The sequence below is a fragment of the Kroppenstedtia guangzhouensis genome, assembly GCF_014637345.1.
Lineage (GTDB): Bacteria > Bacillota > Bacilli > Thermoactinomycetales > DSM-45169 > Kroppenstedtia > Kroppenstedtia guangzhouensis.
The window spans coordinates 301,264-319,232 of the sequence record NZ_BMEX01000001.1; the positions used below are offsets into that span (position 1 = coordinate 301,264).

Genomic DNA, 17,969 nt, shown 5'->3' on the forward strand with positions numbered 1-17,969 from the left:
GTGGATCGCAGGAGGAATCCTGAGGGGATTTGCTGGATGACTGTGGAGTGGCAAACGATATTGAATGTGTCTTTGGAAAGGGAATAGGGGTGACAACAGCCTTGCCTGTGGCTGGAAGTCTGGCAGGAAGGACGGGGCCTCTCCCCGGGTTGAATCTTATCTCACCCCTTGGGTGGAGCCTCTGATTATTTTCGGGTTTTCAATTGGCCGCTGGGGGCGATCGGATTTTTCCTTTTTCTGATAGAATGAAGCCATCTAACTACGAAATCGGTCCAGATTGGAGAAAAACTCCTGCAAAAACTGATGAAACAACTTTTCCGAGGGAGGAAGTTCGCGGTTTTTGGGGATGATGATCCCCACTGTGCGCGTCAGTTCCGGTTCGCTGATCGGGATTTTCACTGTGGTTCGGGGGATGCTTTCCATCAGGGTGATCTCAGGCAACAGGGTCACCCCGAGACCGGCGGCGACCAATCCCTTGATGGCATCAATATCTTCCCCCTCAAAGGAGATGTCGGGGGTAAAGCCCATCTGTTGGCAAGCGTTTACCACCAGCCGGTTCAAAACAAAGCCGGAGGGAAACAGGACGAAGGACTGATTCCGCAGTTGATCCAAGCGCAGGAGAGGTTGATCAGACAGCTCGTGTCCGATGGGGAGAAGCGCGACCAGTTTCTCGGAAAAAAAGACCTCACCCGCAAACTCCTTCTCATCGGTGGGGACAGGGGCCACCATGGCCAATTCCACCTCGCCGCGCACGAGGTCGTGAATCAGTTGGCGGGAGGATCCCTGTCGCAATTGAAAGTTGATATGAGGATATTTGGCCCGGAAGGCGGAAATGACCCGGGGCAGAATATGGGAAGCCATGCTGCTGGGGAAGCCGAGCCGGATCGTTCCCCGTTCCGGATCGAGAAACTCCTTGATTTCCACCTGGGCCTTTTCAATCGCCAAGATCGCCTTTTCCGCGTGCTCCTGAAAAATCCGTCCGATCGTGGTCAGCCGCACGTTTCTCCCTTCCCGAAGCAAAAGTTGAACTCCCAATTCCGCTTCCAGATTGGCAATTTGCCGACTCACCGCCGATTGGGCGACATGTAGGGCATTGGCCGCTTCGGTGACGTGTTCCCGTTTGGCCACTTCGATGAAGTATTGAATTTGCCTGAGCTCCATCTGTTTAACCTCCGGTCTCATCCATATCAATCTGAGAATATTATGGACATCTAAGAGACATTGTTGCTATGGATCAGTGCCTTTAAGGGTAACAAATCGGGGGATAATGCGCAACCATCCAGGGAGTGAGGTCTGTCTATGGATCAACAGATCGAAAAGACCATCCATTATGTCAAAAGAGAAATGATGAGTCAGGATGGAAGCCACGACTGGTTTCACGTAGAGCGTGTGTGGCAAAATTCAATTTGGATCGGCAGCAAGGAAGGGGGCGATCAGGATGTGATTCAGCTCGCCGCGTTATTACATGATATCGCCGATTGGAAGTATCATGACGGCAATGAACAAGCGGGTCCCAAAAAGGCACAGAGTTGGCTGGAACAACTTCAGATGGATTCATCCATCGTCAATCATGTCTGTGAAATCATTCAGGATTTATCCTTTAAGGGAGCCGGGGCCTCCACAGTCATGAGCACGAAAGAAGGAATGATTGTACAAGATGCTGATCGGTTGGACGCCATAGGTGCTGTGGGGATTGCGCGTGCTTTCACCTACGGCGGGTATAAAAAACAGGAGATCTACAATCCCGAGGTGTTGCCCAAACTTCATCAATCATTCGAGGAGTATAAGCAAAGCCAAACAACCACATTGAATCATTTTTATGAAAAGCTCCTTTTGTTAAAGGACCGGATGAATACAGCCACAGCCAAGGCGCTTGCTGAAGAGAGGCATAAATTTATGATTTATTTTCTGAACACCCTCCAAAAGGAGTGTGGTCTGAACTTACCTGTGATGGATTTTGAATCATAATTTTCTCCAGGACTGTGCTCGCTCTTGGGACCGGCTTCTGCAATCTCAATCGTCGCCCGATCATAGTCTGAGATCCAATCAGTGTCATTTTTTCATTCCATGTCTGTAGAGGACTTGCCGATCCGATGACTTTGGATGACTGCGGTTGTAATCATGGAAAAGCACTCTCCGGTTATGTATGGTGACCAATTCTCTCGGGATGGGGATGTGATCCAGGCGTTATCCTTCACCTCACAGCGGGAGCGGAGAAAAATTGGCACACTGTTTCCAGAAACTTTTCAGTCTCTTCCAGGAAGGACCAGTGATCCGAATGTTCAAAAACGACCATTTTCGCAGGACAACCAGGGAAGAAGTGTTGTTTGCAAATCTTCAGGACTGATCGGATCGTATCTGCCCTGAACGATTTCGATCGAGAGATTCCCCAGTTGTGAAAGACTCTCTGTCAGGTCGTAACGGCGGAGAATGTCGGCGCAAAGCGCTTCGTTCACCTCCGGTGAGATCTTCGTCTGTGTCAACCGGAGAAACAGGATGGGCTCTCCTTCACCGAGGATCTTCACATAAATGGGAATCCCAGCTATATTCAGGAACTCTTCGGCTGTCTTGATTTTTGTTCTCCTTTCCACGCAAAAAAGGCTCCCACCGAATGTGGAACTTTTTAACAGGATCGAAAATGTAAGGTCGTGGACACTTGTTATTTCTCCACAGGACGTGGGTTCTCCTCCAGTTTCCTTTTCATATGGGGGTCAAACCTCTTCCGCATCCAGAATGAGGGAGAATGGGATGAGTTGACGGCCTTCGTCACTGCCCAGGAGGATCCATCTTTCGGTGGGGTTGATTTTGATAACGGTTCCGCCGGTTTTCCGGGGTCCGTACTTGCTGGCATAGGTGATCCGGACCGGCTTTTTGTCCAGACAGGAACGCTCGATCTTGCGCCCGATCGTCTCCAATGCATCAGGATCCAGCTCAGGGGGGCGATATTCTTCCTGTCTGCGCCGCTCCCGCCGCAGGCGTTCTTCATGTTCGGGAAGGATCATCCGATGACCTTCCCACAGTTTATTTCCGCGCTCCAAAGCCACTTCCTCTCACCTCTGATTCCATCATACACGAACGTATATTCGCTTATAATCTGTAAATGTTGGAAAGCGGAGTTGCATAATATACTGAAATATAAAAATATATTGCATTAAAGCGCTTTCACCATTAAGATTCACTGAAAGGGCTCATATTTTGACCTGCTAAAAGGAGGAGTTGCCCATGAGCAACCAATATATGATGACAGGCTACCCGGGGTTTATTGCCGGGCGGCTGTTCCGTGCATTGGCTGAGAGGGATCCCTCTGCTTCCTTTGTCTTTCTCGTTCATCCGAGTCAATTGGAGAAGGCCCGAGAGTTGACGGAAGCGGAAGAGAGGGTTCGTCTCTTGGTGGGAGATATCACCCGGGAGGGTCTGGGACTGTCGGCGGAAGAACTGCCTGCGCTGCGGGAGAGCATCACCCATTTCTTTCATCTGGCGGCGATCTATGATCTGGCGGTTCCCAGGGAGGCAGCCTATACGGTCAATGTCATTGGAACGGAGCATGTCAACCGGTTTGTCAGCACCTTGAAACATCTGAAACGGTATATCTATTTCAGCACTGCATATGTTTCCGGCAATCGGACCGGGATTGTGAAAGAGGATGAGTTGGACTGTGGACAGGGATTTAAAAATCACTACGAGGCGACGAAATTTGAAGCAGAAAAACGGGTGGCGGCCCTGAAGGATGTTCCCTGCACGATCATCCGACCGGGGGTGGTGGTGGGCGACTCCCAAACGGGGGAGACGGTCAAATTTGACGGTCCGTATTTTGTAATGCGGTTTCTGGATGGGATGGGGAATCTGCCGGTTCCCTATGTCGGTAAAGGGAGCAATCCATTCAATATCGTTCCTGTGGACTATATCCTGAAAGCAACGGTTTGGCTGGCCCATGCGGAGAAAGGGGCCAACCGGACATTCCATCTGACGGATCCCTCTCCTTACACCGCCCGGGAGGTATATCGTATGATCTGTGAAGAACTTCGGGGGAAAGCACCCTCCTACACCATTCCCGGAAAGGTGGCGGATTGGTTGATGTCCATTCCCCCGGTCCGAAAATTTTTCGATGTGGAGAGAGAATCCATTTCTTATATGTCTGAACAGTCCGAGTACGATTGCAGCCAGGCAGTTTCCGTGTTGGCGGAGGGGGGGATCCGTTGTCCCGACCTTGCTTCTTACTTGCCGACACTGGTCCGTTACTACAAAGAACACCGGGAAGATCCGGACAAAAAAATTCTGATTCGCTGAATGGAATCTCTGATTTTTTTCGAAAGTGGACTCAAAATTCTTCTTTATTACGAATAAATGAAGTAGGAAACAGATTCCTCTCAGTCTTTGGTCTGGTCTTTTTTCACCCCGTGCCGGCAGGCGCGGGTTTTTTTGCGGAGGAAACACATTTACTTTCCCGTCTGCTCTGGTTTAACATGAAAGTATTCTTGGTTCATTATCATGATTAAAGGGGAAACGAAGAAACGTGCCTGAAACAATCATCACATCCGGGATGACTGATCGACTGGCGGAGATATACCGCCTGATGAAATTGAAAGAAGATTCCCTGCATCCGACCCGGATCCGAGATTTGATCCGGAAGAGCCGGGAGCGGGAGTTTGTGATTGCCTTTTGCGGTCATTTTTCTGCAGGCAAATCGACATTGCTCAACGAATTGTACGGGAAAAATCTATTGCCCACCAGTCCGATTCCCACCAGTGCCAACGTGGTGAAGGTGCGGGCGGGGGAGAACCGCGTGGTTCTGACTCTCCATTCAGGGGAGCGGCGTGAATTCCGCGGCGATTATATCGATGAGGATTTGAAACGATTGTGCAAACGGGGCGACGAGGTGATTGCAATCGATATTTACCGGAGTGATGCCCCGCTGCCGGAGAGGGTTGCCCTCTTGGACACACCGGGGGTGGACTCCACCGATGATGCTCATCAGACTGCCACGAAGTCAGCTCTTCACTTGGCGGATCTGATTTTTTACGTGATGGATTACAACCATGTGCAATCGGAAGTCAATCTCCGGTTTATTAAGGAGCTGAGTGCACGGGGGAAACGGATCTGGCTGGTGATCAATCAGGTGGACAAGCACCGGGAGGAGGAACTCCCCTTTGACCGCTACCGGGAGCGGGTGGAGCAAACCTTTGGGAACTGGGGCTTTAAGACGGAAGGAATCTTCTACACCTCCCTGAAGCAACCCGGTCATCCGCTGAACCAGTTGCCTGTTTTGAAGAAGAAACTCCGGGAGATGATCGGGGAACGGGAGAACCTGGCGGAGGAGAGCCTCCGCCGGGAAGCGTCTCACTTGATGAGGGAATATCTGTTGGACTTGAAAGAGCGGAACCGAAAAATCATCCAGGACCGGAGGGATCACTTGGGAGAAGAGATCCCATCCTTGAAAGAATTGGACCGAAAACTGCAACTGAACCGGGAGGAGAGGAAGCGGTTGTCCCAAGAACGGGACGGGATGGAAGCGGAGTTTCTCGAAGGCTTGGAGGAAATTCTCGCCAACGCATACCTGATGCCTTATGAAAACCGGGAGTGGGCACACCTTTATTTGGAAACCGTGCTGAGTCGCTTCCGGGTGGGCTGGTTGTTCTCCAGGGGAAAGACAGCCAAGGAGAAGGAACGCCGGTTCTGCATCTTTTATGACAAGTTGAAGCAGACAGTGGATACCCAGCTGGACTTTCATGTCAAGCAGTATCTCATCCAGTATTTGAAGGAGAAGGGGCTGTATACCGAGGAACGGGGGGAAGCCGTCTACGAATTGGAGAGTCCGCTGGATCCGAATTGGCTGAAGGAGACGGTCCGGGAGGGTGCCGGGCTCACCGGGGACTATCTGCTCAAGTACACCGGAGATTTGGCCGATCGGATCAAACGGGAAGTTCGGCGGCAGGCGAAGGAATATTTCGATTCGGTATCCACTCCGCTTTTGGAACGGATTCAGGCCGACATGGCCGGGGCGGAGGAAGAAGGGGACCGATTGCGGATGTTACGGGAGGCTGCCCGGGACATCGAGCAAATATTGGAGGAGGAGCAACTCCATTCAGAATGTTTGCGTCAGGTCCTGGAAGGGGAGCGGGAGCCGGAAATGGATGAAGTGACAGTGGATGCCATCTTGAATGAGGAGAGACCCATCACCTCTCAGGAGCGCTTGTTCCAAACTCCGGATTCAGGCAGGTCCGCCTCTGTGGAAGCGGAGACGCCAACCGCCGGCTCTGCCCTTTGTTCCCGGGGCTACACGGAAAAGGCGCTTCATCACTTCCGTGAGGCGGAGGAGGGGATGTCAGATGTGAAGGCTTTGGCCCCGATCCGAAGAGATTTGGCGGAAAAACGGAAGCGGGTGAAAAATCGGCGTTTCACAGTGGCTCTATTCGGAGCCTTCAGTGCAGGAAAATCCTCTTTTGCCAATGCCTTGATGGGGGAAAGTGTGCTTCCCGTTTCTCCCAATCCGACCACGGCTGCCATCAATCGAATCACGGCTCCCGATGGGGATCATGCCCATGGGGAGGTGATCATCCGGTTCAAGACGGAGACGGCCTTGTTGGATGAATTGAAACAGGTTTGGAGTCGGTTCGGCAAGGAGGTTGATTCCCTGGCAACGGCGGTGGAGGCGATCAGGGAGCTGGAGGATCTGCCGGAGACGGACCCGGCACAGAAGACGGTCCTGCCATTTTTGCGGGCAGTGAAGCAGGGGTACAAAGAGGTGTCCGGGGGTCTGGGGAAAACCCGTCGGATGTCCCTGAAAGACTTCGGCCGTTATGTGGCTGTGGAGTCCCGTTCCTGTTTTGTGGAGCTGGCGGAACTTTATTTTGACTGTCCTCTCACCCGCCAAGGAATTACTCTGGTGGATACACCTGGGGCGGACTCCATCCACGCCCGTCATACGGAGACGGCTTTCCGCTATATCAAGGAGGCGGACGCGGTTTTGTTCGTCACCTATTACAATCATGCCTTCTCCCGGGCAGACCGTGAGTTCCTGATCCAGTTGGGACGGGTGAAGGATGCCTTTGCCATGGATAAAATGTTCTTTGTCATGAATGCCGCCGATCTGGCGGCCTCCACGGAAGAGCTGGAGGATGTGGCTATCTATCTTAAGGAGCAGCTTCTGGGATACGGAATTCGTCATCCCCGTCTGTTTGCCGTTTCCAGTCTGTTGGCCCTGCAAGGGGGAGAGCAGGGTCAACCGCCGGCAGGTTCCGGGATGGCCGCTTTTGAACAGGCGTTTGCCCGGCTTTTGAATGTCGACTTGATGTCGGTTGCCCTCCATGGGATGAAATCGGATCTGAAACGGGCTCGGGCGCTTCTGGGGAGATTGTCCGAGGATGCCCGTCAGGGAAATGAAGAAAAAAGGGAGAGAAAGGTCGCCTACGTCAAAGAACGGCAACAGGTGCTTCAGCTCCTGTCCGGATTGGATCCTCGCGCCGATGCACACGCGCTGGAGCAGGAGATCGAGGAGCTTCTGTACTATGTGAGACAACGTCTCTTCCTCCGCTACCAGGATGTCTTTGTCGAGATTTTCCACTCATCCGTGCTTGGCGACGGTAGCCGTGTAAAAGAGAGGCTTCGCAGCTGCATGCGGGAGATCATCGAGTTCCTTCGCCAGGAGTTGTTACAGGAGTTGCGAGCCACTTCACTCCGTGTGGACCGCTGGATCGGTGGGAGGCTGGGAGAACACGCCCTATCCATCGGTGAAGATTGCCGGAAGCTGAACGGGAGTCTGCCTCTGGAACCGAAACCGTTCCCATCCGTCGACTCTCCCGGGTGGAGAGAGCCCTTTCCGGAGCTGGAAGCAGAATCGTTCAAAAAAGCGGCAGCTGCTTTTAAAAACAGTCGGGATTTCTTTGAAAATAACGGGAGAGCCCGGATGCGGGACCGGATGAAGTCGGATTTGGAAAAAGTGGTGGATGCCTATCTGGAGGAAGAAAGGTCGCGCTGGATTCGGTATTACGAACAAAAGTGGCGGGAAGCGGTGGATCGATTGAAACAAGAGATGGTTGAAGATGTGCAATCTTATTATGATCCACTCTTGGAGGGATTGTCGGAGCAGGTGGATCCCGCCGGTTATGATCGGGTTTTGAAACGATTGGATGAATTGATCGGGCGATTGGAACAAATTCTTCCAGATTTGTAAAGCATGCCAAAGTGCATGCTTTTTTCTTATGTGCATAAAAGGAGGCTTCATCTGAAATGTTAAGTTTAACCTGATGCGCCGAAGTCTCTTGCTGGATCGGTGCAGGAAAGGCAACTCATTAAGCTTGATCTGGGAGAGATCCATGATGAAAAAGTTGATCAGCCTCGGTCTGATTTCCCTCCTCTTGTTCACCGGTTGCGGGGGGATGGGAAAACAGAGCAAGGGGAATGAAAACACCATGCCCCGGCAGACCGGCTCGGCCCATCCACCACAGGAGACAAGAGTCCAATCGGGGGATGAGGCGGGGCCCGTGAAACAACGCCCCTCCCAACCGGGCATTGAGACCCTGGGATTTATTGAGCCGATCGATGCGAAAAAAGCGGCCCGGGACATTCACGATGTGGGAGATGATCTGACCTATGTCAGTTTTTTCAGTTACCAAGTGAAACCCGACGGGGGACTGATTCCTCTCCATGATGCTTCCAGCTTGAAAGTGGCCCGAAATCACGGGGCAGTTCCCATGTTGGTACTCACCAATTTCGCCGACGGAAACTTCCAACCGGATATCGCCCACCGGATTTTCACTGACAAGCAGGCGAGCAAGCGGTTGATCCGAAATGTGGTCCGGGTGATGAAACAGAAAGGGTACCGCGCTCTGAATATCGATTTTGAACACATTCGGGAACAGGACCGCCAGTTGTACAACGGTTTTCTGGAGACAATTCTCCCCATTGTGAAAAAGAAAGGATTTACTGTGTCGACGGCACTCGCTCCCAAAAGCAGCGACCGGCAGGCGGGGCCTTGGCACGGTGCTCATGATTACGCCTTTCATGGAAAAGTGGCCGATTTTGTTCTGTTGATGACCTATGAGTGGGGATGGACCGGAGGGCCTCCGATGGCAGTGTCTCCGCTGCCCCAAGTGCGCAAGGTTTTGGATTACGCGGTCACTAAGATTCCCCGGGATAAAATTATGGTGGGGGCCCCGCTGTATGGGTACGACTGGACTTTGCCTTATCGAAAAGGGGGGCCTCCCGCAAAGCGGCTGGCTCCCCAAGCTGCAGTCGAGCTGGCGCGGAAGACGGGGGCCCGGATCCGTTACAACAACCGCGACCAGGCTCCCTATTTCTACTACCGGGATAAACAAGGGAAAAAACATGTCGTCTGGTTTGAAAACGGACAAAGTGTCCAATCCAGGTTTGACCTGATCAAGGAGTACCGTGTCCGTGGGATCGGATACTGGGTGCTCGGGCAATCTTTCCCCGAGCAATGGTCCCTGCTCCGGGACAATTTCAAGATCAAGAAATATTGAAGACATAGACCGTTGACTCAGGTTGTGAAAGTAGGTAGTGGATGAAGAGAAAATGAGCCGGGAGCATTGTTTCTCCCGGCTGCTATTTTATTGTTTTCAAAATCCCATCGGAGTTCCACTGGACAATCATCGGAAATCAAACGGGTGCATAGGATGGATCATCCTCGATATAAGGGTGGTACCGATGGCGAAGAAAAAGCGTCACAGGGGAAGCCAGCACACTATTGCACCGAAAACGCCCCGCAAGAAGAAAAAGATCAAGGAGGCGGATCTCTTCTACAGCCGGGAAGTGGCCCCCTTGCGCAGGGAGCTGCGCCGGGCACAGCAGTCCCGTCATCTGGAGGCGGTGGATAATTTGTGGAAACGGCTGCAGGAATCCTTGAAACAGCACCGGCTTTTGGTGAAGCGGGCCCGGTTTGTGACCCGACCCTAAAATCGTTTGCCAGACAGGGATGGGAAGGAAAACAGGCGAAGTGATAGAGTGCGGAATTCGGAGGTGAAAAGAGCCGTGGCCGGCTCTTTCGCTGCCTATTCCGAGTTTCGATCTATCAACGGAGAGAGTGAGTGAAATGATGAACCGATTGGATCGCATCCAGGGCGGGTTCTGGGGGTTGTTGGTGGGGGATGCGCTGGGAGTTCCCTATGAGTTCAATGGGCCGGAAGTCCTTCCGCCAATAGAGGAGATTGAATTCATCCCCCCGGAAGGTTTTAAGCGCAGTTACCCCTCGGTTCCTCCGGGTACATGGTCCGACGACGGTGCCCAAGCTTTGGCCCTTCTGGATTCTTTGTTGAGCAAAGGAAAGATGGATGCGGAGGATTTTGCGGGAAGGTTGTTGCGTTGGTATGAAGAAGGGCTCTGGGCGGTGGATGGACACGTGTTTGATGTGGGGATGCAAACAGCCGATGCCCTCCAAGCTTTTCGATCCGGGACACCGGCGGGGAGAGCCGGATGGGTTCGTCCGGATGGAAAGGGAAACGGTTCCCTGATGAGGGTTCTTCCCTTGGTCCTCTGGCACAGGGGAAGCGATGAGAAACTGGTGGCCGATTCCCATCTTCAGTCTCTGGTTACCCATGCTCATCCCACGAACCAAGTCTGTTGTGCCTTGTATTGCTTGTGGGCACGCCGGATCCTGGAAGGGATGACAACGGAGGAGTCTTACAAAGAGGCCGTGAACCGTCTGTGCTCTATCTACCGGGGTTATCCGGAACACCTCCGCGAGCTGGAAGAGACCGTCCGTCCCGATGAAGAACCGGTCAGCCAAGGGGGCGGCTATGTGGTGGAGACCTTGAACAGCGTCCGATTGGCCATGCGGGAATACTCCTATGAAGGGGTGGTCAAGGCGGCAATCAGGCTGGGGGAGGACACGGACACCAACGCTGCGATTGCCGGAGGTCTGGCCGGGATTCGAGAGGGAGCCTCCTCGATTCCGAAGCGCTGGATGGAACAGCTGAGGGGGAAAGATCAGGCTCGACAGCTGCTGAACCAACTGATGGAGCACCTGAATTAAAGCGAACTTCAGGTTTTGATGGGGACCTGCACGGGATATTCGGATTACCAGCCCAACAGAAAAAACGACCCCTTCCTTGGTGGAAGGGATCGTTTTTTCTTGAAGATTTCACCGGAAAGGCAATCGATCTGTTCGCCAGATCATTTTGCCCAGCACGTGATCGATCGGGATCGGGCCGATTTCCCGGCTGTCTCTGCTGTTATCCCGGTTGTCCCCCATGACGAACACATGATTTTCGGGGACTTTATACTTGGTTTGGTTATAGGGGTCCGTTGTTTCGTCCAAGGTATAGGGCTCCTCCAACAGTTGATTATTGCGGTAAACCCGGTTGTTTTTGAATTCCAGGGTGTCTCCCGGCTTCCCGATGACCCGTTTCAGCCAGCGGCTTTCCGTCTGCTTTTTTCCTGTGAGCAACCGGTAGAGAGAGGCTTCCTTCAGTTCCCGGATCAGAGTGCGTTTCTCATCTGTCCGACTGTCGATGACCACAATATCCCCATATTCGGGAATTTGGTTTAAGGTATGGGGGATTTTGGATACAAAGATGTAGTTCTTGTCCTGAAGTGTCGGTTCCATGGATTGACCGTGAACTTCCGCCGGTTCGATCAAGAAGGTGGTGATCAAGAGGGCGAGAACGGCGGCCACGGCAATGGAGAGCATCCATTGAAATAAAGTTTGAATCGGTTTCATCATGTTTATCCTCCATATGGAAACCAGTTCTTTGGAAAAGGTGAAGGGAGCACCTGTGATCCAATTCGCGATATCTATCATGGTAACATATATTGAGCATCAGCTGATCTCCGTTTCAAGGTCTGCCACCCGTTTTTCTGCGTAATCAGCATCTTTGCGCCCATAAAAAGTTTCTGCCTTTTCAAGGATGCAGGTGGTGTTGTACTCGGGAATTCCAGCGTGTTCTTCATAGATCCCCTTGGGAATGAGGATATTGCCCTCAGGCCAATGCACACCCAGGTTTCCGGGGTGGATCGGGGCGAAGCGTGCCCGGCCGTGAAAGCGCCCATGCCGGTTGTACAGAACGATCGCATCTCCCTCTTCAATAAAGAGCTTCGCGGCATCCTCCTCATGGATGAGTACATCATAACGATCCGCATTATTAAAGGGATCTGTGTCACTGTAGATCATGGAGTTAAACTGTTTGCCCCGTCGGGTGGTGATTCGGAATTGACCCTCCGTTTCCCGGTGTTCCGGAAGATCTATGGGGAGAAGGTTTCCTCTGCCGTCAGGGGTGGGACAGAACCCTCCTTCACACAACCAGGCTCCTCCCCACTGGAACACATCCCCTTGTTTTCGCAGATGCTGGATCCCATCGTAATCCGGTGCCGCCTGAGCGATCTCCTCCCGAATCTGCTGTGCGTTTTCCAGGCCGAGACACTCTTTTGCTCCGGGCTTGACCCGTGCCGCCAAGTCGAGGTAGATTTGCCACTCCGGACGTGCTTCTTCGATCCGGGGCCCCTCAATCTCCGGAGAGAAATAGACCATTCGCTCAGTGGAAGTGGAGGTGCAACCTCCGGGTTGCTCATACCGGGTCATCGCCGGCAGGACAATCACCGCTTCCCGGGCATCCAGCAAGGTGGAGCTATTGAAAATAATGTCCTGATGGACCCGGACATCCAGTTGAGTCAAGCTGCGACGGACGAAATCCGGATCAGGCATGGTTTCCAAAAAATTGCCGCCGGAGAGATAATAGAGACGGATTTTCTGCTCGTGATCGTCAGGGAGGAGGGCGTTTTCCAGGGTGACCCCGACAATATCCCCCTGCCATCGTGGAATTTCAAAGTTCCAGACCTTTTCCAACCGCTGCAGAGTAGGCTCGTCAAAGCCGCCCCCGGGCAAACTGAAGGGGTCAGCTCCCATTTCACCGGAGCCCTGAACGCCGGAATGTCCCCGGATGGGCATGACGCCGCAATGTTCCCGGCCGAGAAACCCACGGAGCAAGGCGAGATTGGCCACCTGGGAAATATTGTCCGTACCGAAGCGGTGTTGGGTCAACCCCATCGACCACACGAAAACGGCGGATTTGGCCCCGGCGAGGAGTTGGGCGAACTTCCGCATCTGTTCCCGGGTGAGCCCTGAGGAGCGCTCCAGCTCTTCCCAACCATATTTACTGATGTGTTTTTTCAGGGCCTGGTATCCGTTGGTGTGAGCCTGAACAAAGGAATGGTTGATGGCAGAACCGGGATTTCGCTCCTCCATTTCAAACCAGTGTTTCATCACCCCGTTCATAAAGGCGATGTCCCCACCGATATTCACCTGGTAAAAATCGTCGGCGATCCGGGTGCCAAACAGGGCGGAATCCGGTATGGACGGAACCCAGTAAGCATCCATCGATGGTTCATGGTAGGGATTGATGACAATAATCTTAGTTCCTTTACGTTTGGCGGCGTACATATATTTGGTGGAGACCGGCTGATTGTTGGCGGCGACTGATCCCCAGAAGACAAGAACATCTGTCCCGATCCAATCCTTGTAATTGCAACTGGAGGCGCCGATCCCGAGGGAGCGTTTCAGAGCGGTTTTGGATGGGGAGTGGCAGATCCGGGATGCATTGTCGATATGATTGGTTCCCAGAAAACGTGCGACTTTGGCGGCAACGTAGTAAGTTTCGTTGGAGCTTCCCCTAGACGTCAGATAAAAGGCGAACTGCCGGGGATCCAATTTTTTTATTTTTTCCGCGATCCGATCCAAGGCCTCATCCCAGGAAATGCGTCGGAATTTTTGATCTCCGGGTTCCCGGAGCAGGGGATAGGGGATCCGTCCCAGCTTGCGGAGTTCCTCACTGCTCAGTTTCCGCAATTCATCAATATCTTGGTGGAGGATTTCCGGTCTCATCGCCGGCATCGTGTTGAGTCTCAGAACATTGAGGCGGGTGGTGCACAGATGGGGTCCGGTCAAGGTCTGATCCTTGAGACCGGCCACGCCCAGTGCACAACCGTCACAGACTCCTTGGGTCAGGATCCGGTAGGCGTAGGGCAGATTGTCCCGGTTATCCCAAATGACCTTCATCGTATCCCGGATGTGCCGGGGTTTCACCTTTCCGATTCCGAAGGGAACATAGCTTACCCAAAGGTTGGGGTCCGGGGTTTTGGGAAGTGAGACAGGACCGGTATGTCGGGTTTTTCCCATGGTGAGTCCTCCTTGCAATATCCGTTGCACTGAACGGATTTGTCCCCTCCGGCTCCCGAAGGGATACAGAAATTTTAGACAACACAATGATATGGTATCACGAGATCATTGACCGTCACAAGGTGGAAAATCCAGGTGAACCATCCACTGTCATCACGAATTTATTTACTCTTTTATGTCGATTTGTTCTCCCTTTGACGGAAGGGTTTTTTTTCTTCAGATTGTTCAACGATACCTGCTTGGTGTCTCCTTTCCCGGTTTGGATTCGAATCCTTCACCGTCCGGGGGCCCAGGAGAGAAGCTTCCCATATCCTTCGGGAATGTTGAAGAGAACCCGGCCATAGATTCAAGATAACCATCTTGATGAAAAGGAGGTGGTACAGGGGCAATATTCCAACCATTGTTTCAATTGTTTTGGTATGATGAGGAGTGATAATTCCGAATTCAGTGAGAGATGTTGGTGGAGGTGGGTTGGATGACAAGTGAGGCCTTGGTGACCAGCCCCTTTGGGGTAGGTGCAGTCATAACATCTCTTATCGCCATATCTTTTTGGCTGGACCGCAGGTTCAGGTTTTTTTCCTGGTTGGGCACGGCGATACTGGTGATCACCGGAGGTGCTGTCCTGGTCAACCTGGGGGTGATCCCTTCCGCCGTGGGCGGAGAGGAACTGAACCCTGTCTATATTTTTGCAAGTGATTACGGGGTTCCTCTTGCCATCGTTTTGCTCCTGTTGGCAACGGATTTCAGCCAGGTTCGCTCTTTGGGCAGGCCTGCGCTGGTGGCCTTTATGTTGGGAGCGATCGGGACTGCTGTCGGTGCGGTGGTGGGGGTTTGGCTGACTGCCGGAGGGATCGGCGGGGAGGCCTGGAAATTGGGTGGGCAGTTTGCTGCTAGTTACATCGGCGGGGGAATCAACTATGCCGCTGTCGGCAACGCTCTTGGAACATCGGAAACGATGTTTGCCACGGGAGCCGCAGCAGATAACATCATGACCAATATATGGATGGTGATGACGGCGATCCTGCCGGTGATCCTGATTCGTTGGTATCCCAGTATACGCAACCGGGTCGATTCGGCGAAACAGCGGGGGACGGCGTTTTGGAACCGGCGGGAACTCGTCATTCAGGATTTGATCCTCCTGTTTGCCATCTCTTTTACGGTGGTGGCGGTGGCTGAAGCGATCACCCCATGGATCGACGGATGGGTCGGGTTTGAGATTCCCCCGGTGATCTGGTATACCACTTTGGCTTTGCTGCTGGCGCTTTTCACCCCGGTGAAGCGGCTAAAAGGCGGGGAAGAGGTGGGGAACTTCATCCTTCATTTCTTCTTCGCCACGATGGGGGCGGGTACCATCCTGGGTACGCTGGTTGACAAAGGGCCGGTGGTGTTCCTGTTCATCTCGATTGTAGTCGGGGTTCACGGTCTCGTTATTTTTGGAATGGGACGCATTTTCAAGGTGGAAGTGGAGATGTTGGCGGTGGCCAGTCAAGCTTGTGTGGGCGGCCCGTCCACAGCACTCGCCCTGGCCAGTTCCAAAGGATGGACTTCTCTGGTGACCCCCGCCGTATTGTTGGGGGTTTTGGGGTACGCGGTCGGTAACTATGTCGGGATCTTGATGGGGCAATGGATACATTGGTTATTGGGGAGTGGATAAATCTGACCCACGTGAAGGCCGACCCCGGGTCGGCCTTATTTCATGATGAAGGTTTCATCAGGTCCAAGATAAAGGCTTTCAGATCTACGATCCGCCAATGGCGGGGTTTCTGATCCGTACCGGAGATAATAATGGGAGCGACTGAGTCGATCCGGTGCAAGGAGCCGTGGCCGGCACCTCCTTTGTGAGTGGGGGAGGGGGCATCGGCCAATTCATATCCGGGGCGGGCTGTCACCACCAGGAAACGGCCCGGATGAGAATTGAGAGATGCGGACAGACGGGCCAGGGCGTCGGGAAAATCGCCGTAAGAAAGGCGCCTTTTTTCCCGGTCCAAAGACAAATCGAGTGCTGCAGGATTCCCTTTCAGTTCCCAGGCTTGATCATAGGGGTCCGTCCAGTCTTCTCCCATCCGAAATTGCATTTCTTGATCCCTGGTGGCGTTCAGTACCCGGATCCAGTCACCTTCCCCGGGATGGGCGATCAGGTCGATCCGATCATCTTTTTTCAGGTTGTCTGCCAGCGTCTGTAAAGAGATGCTCCTTTTCAGGGAATAGACGTATGCAGAGCGCTCATTGACGGCCAGGACCAACTCGGTTTTGTCGTCGGGTTGTTTGCCTGCTTCCAGTATTTCATATTCGTGCAGGAGCTGATCCAGCCGAACCACCGGATTCTCATCGGAAGGGTGGATGGGCGTCTGTCCACCATCTCCCGTGATCACCCAGGTGACTTTATCCAAGGCTTCCTCCCAATTGGGAAAGCTGTCCAGCAACTTTTGGATATTTTGATCTAATTTTTGTAGCCCTTTCCTTTCTGCCTCTCCACTTCCCTTTTTATGAAGAAGTTTGTCCAGATCGGGAAGATAGACGAATAGGAAATCCGGCAGTCGGTTTTTTTGGATCAGATATTTTGTCGTTTCAATGGCGTAATCATCTTTAAAGCCGAATTCCTGAGTGGGACTTTCCGAAAGGGGGACTTCCCCCTGCAGTGGATTGGAGAAAGCACCGAGAGATAAAAAATCGGGCCCTTTCACCTTCAACCGTTGTGGGAGTGAAGTGGGAGTGGCCAGCCACGAGGGAAAGGACAGGATATGATCCGACCTTCCCCGGTGGATCATCCCGTTGACAGAACCACTTAGGATTCCCTGGTCGGCCAATTCTTCGTAAACAGTGAGAGTCTCCTTGCTTAAATGACTGCCGTTCAGGTGAATCGCAGCGTCTTCTATGGTTTGGTTGAGTCCATCGCTGATCACCTCATGGAGACCGGTTCCATAGTTGACCAGGCGGTTTTCCTTTTGATCAAACCAGATTAACCCGGGAATTCGATGCTGGTCCGGGAAGGTCCCGGTCAGCAGGGAGCTGTCCACAGTGACGGACATGGTGGGAAAAGAGCTGACCAATTCCTTTTTGTATGTTCCCCGCTGAATCAAATAGGAGAGGGCGGGGAGCTCTTGGCTGTTCACTCCCTGGTCGATGACATGGGACATCAGGGAGTCCACCAGTAGCCAGATCACTTTCCGATCTGTGTTACCTGCGGGGCTGAGACGGTCAAGGTCGTGCTCGTGCTGCTCAGGCTTGGACCATTGATAATAGAGATAGATCAGGGCTAAAAGCAATAAAAGGATCAACAACCAGTGCATTGGGAACACATCCTTGACATTGGGGTTCATATCCAAATAGTGGCTCTTTCGGTGAGGTTTTATGCATACACAACCTGAATGATTGTTCATTCAGGTTGTGGTATACTACATCTATGGTTTTAGAGAGGAGTGGCATCGTGCAACGGGAATTTGAGTTGACAGTCAGATCGACGGATGTGGATATGATCGGCCACGTTAATCATGCCAAATATCTGGAGTATTTGGAATGGGCCCGTTTTGAATGGTTGCGTGAGGAGGGCCTGACCATGGAAGAGCTTCAGCGGCGCCAGATATTGCCAGTGGTAGTTCATGTCAGTATCGATTACATCAAAGAGTTGAAGTTTGACGAGCGGATCCGCATCGTCTCTGACCTGCTCCGGATTGGGGGCAAAAGCAGTGTGATCGGGCAGACCGTCTACAACTCCGTTGGAGAGTTGGCCTGCAAGGCAGAGATCACCTGGGTGATGATCGATGCCTTGAAGCGAAAGGCGGTCGAGTTGCCCCCGGAAATAAAAAAGATCCTTCAATCTGTTTGAAGAGGCTGTTAACAAGCC

At 52.7% G+C, this 17,969-nt stretch carries 14 protein-coding genes; 8 read left to right on the forward strand and 6 right to left on the reverse strand.

Annotated features, from left to right (window positions below):
• Positions 1-255: 255 nt before the first annotated feature.
• On the reverse strand, positions 256-1,161 hold the full coding sequence (gltC, locus tag IEV46_RS01630) for a glutamate biosynthesis transcriptional regulator GltC (protein WP_188429115.1): 906 nt from the start codon (positions 1,159-1,161) through the stop codon (positions 256-258).
• Positions 1,162-1,299: 138 nt separating this feature from the next.
• On the opposite strand from gltC, the gene IEV46_RS01635 reads away from it, so the two are divergent.
• The gene (locus tag IEV46_RS01635; protein ID WP_188429117.1) at positions 1,300-1,968 is read left to right on the forward strand and encodes an HD domain-containing protein; all 669 of its coding nucleotides are present in this window, start codon (positions 1,300-1,302) and stop codon (positions 1,966-1,968) included.
• A 314-nt stretch (positions 1,969-2,282) separates the two neighbouring features.
• Here IEV46_RS01635 and IEV46_RS01640 read toward each other — a convergent pair whose 3' ends face one another.
• Complete coding sequence (locus IEV46_RS01640) at positions 2,283-2,591, reverse strand: hypothetical protein (RefSeq protein ID WP_188429119.1); 309 nt, start codon at positions 2,589-2,591, stop codon at positions 2,283-2,285.
• A 120-nt stretch (positions 2,592-2,711) separates the two neighbouring features.
• Entirely contained in the window at positions 2,712-3,044 is a 333-nt protein-coding gene (locus IEV46_RS01645; RefSeq protein WP_188429121.1) for a YolD-like family protein, read from the reverse strand.
• A 178-nt stretch (positions 3,045-3,222) separates the two neighbouring features.
• On the opposite strand from IEV46_RS01645, the gene IEV46_RS01650 reads away from it, so the two are divergent.
• The 5 genes from IEV46_RS01650 (at position 3,223) to IEV46_RS01670 (ending at position 10,987) form a co-directional block, all read left to right on the forward strand.
• A complete protein-coding gene (locus IEV46_RS01650; protein ID WP_188429123.1) occupies positions 3,223-4,287 on the forward strand; it encodes an SDR family oxidoreductase in 1,065 nt (354 codons plus the stop codon).
• A gap of 226 nt (positions 4,288-4,513) precedes the next feature.
• Positions 4,514-8,170 (forward strand): dynamin family protein, encoded by a 3,657-nt coding sequence (locus IEV46_RS01655; RefSeq protein ID WP_188429125.1) that lies wholly within the window; start codon positions 4,514-4,516, stop codon positions 8,168-8,170.
• A 145-nt stretch (positions 8,171-8,315) separates the two neighbouring features.
• Positions 8,316-9,479: a glycosyl hydrolase family 18 protein gene (locus tag IEV46_RS01660; RefSeq protein WP_229735813.1), complete on the forward strand. Its 1,164-nt coding sequence runs from the start codon at positions 8,316-8,318 to the stop codon at positions 9,477-9,479.
• 184 nt (positions 9,480-9,663) lie between these two features.
• Complete coding sequence (locus IEV46_RS01665) at positions 9,664-9,912, forward strand: hypothetical protein (protein ID WP_188429129.1); 249 nt, start codon at positions 9,664-9,666, stop codon at positions 9,910-9,912.
• A 136-nt stretch (positions 9,913-10,048) separates the two neighbouring features.
• Positions 10,049-10,987: an ADP-ribosylglycohydrolase family protein gene (locus IEV46_RS01670; RefSeq protein WP_188429131.1), complete on the forward strand. Its 939-nt coding sequence runs from the start codon at positions 10,049-10,051 to the stop codon at positions 10,985-10,987.
• A 108-nt stretch (positions 10,988-11,095) separates the two neighbouring features.
• On the opposite strand, the gene lepB is transcribed toward IEV46_RS01670, so the two are convergent.
• Together lepB and IEV46_RS01680 are read right to left on the reverse strand one after the other, a co-directional pair.
• The gene (gene lepB, locus IEV46_RS01675) at positions 11,096-11,674 is read right to left on the reverse strand and encodes a signal peptidase I (RefSeq protein ID WP_188429133.1); all 579 of its coding nucleotides are present in this window, start codon (positions 11,672-11,674) and stop codon (positions 11,096-11,098) included.
• Positions 11,675-11,773: 99 nt separating this feature from the next.
• Positions 11,774-14,125 (reverse strand): FdhF/YdeP family oxidoreductase, encoded by a 2,352-nt coding sequence (locus IEV46_RS01680; protein ID WP_188429135.1) that lies wholly within the window; start codon positions 14,123-14,125, stop codon positions 11,774-11,776.
• 475 nt (positions 14,126-14,600) lie between these two features.
• On the opposite strand from IEV46_RS01680, the gene IEV46_RS01685 reads away from it, so the two are divergent.
• Positions 14,601-15,779, forward strand: a complete 1,179-nt coding sequence (locus tag IEV46_RS01685; protein ID WP_188429137.1) for a DUF819 family protein — start codon at positions 14,601-14,603, stop codon at positions 15,777-15,779.
• 40 nt (positions 15,780-15,819) lie between these two features.
• Here IEV46_RS01685 and IEV46_RS01690 read toward each other — a convergent pair whose 3' ends face one another.
• A complete protein-coding gene (locus IEV46_RS01690) occupies positions 15,820-17,415 on the reverse strand; it encodes an alkaline phosphatase family protein (RefSeq protein ID WP_188429139.1) in 1,596 nt (531 codons plus the stop codon).
• A 137-nt stretch (positions 17,416-17,552) separates the two neighbouring features.
• On the opposite strand from IEV46_RS01690, the gene IEV46_RS01695 reads away from it, so the two are divergent.
• Positions 17,553-17,951, forward strand: coding sequence for an acyl-CoA thioesterase (locus IEV46_RS01695; RefSeq protein ID WP_229735814.1), 399 nt, complete (start codon positions 17,553-17,555; stop codon positions 17,949-17,951).
• Positions 17,952-17,969 lie beyond the last annotated feature (18 nt).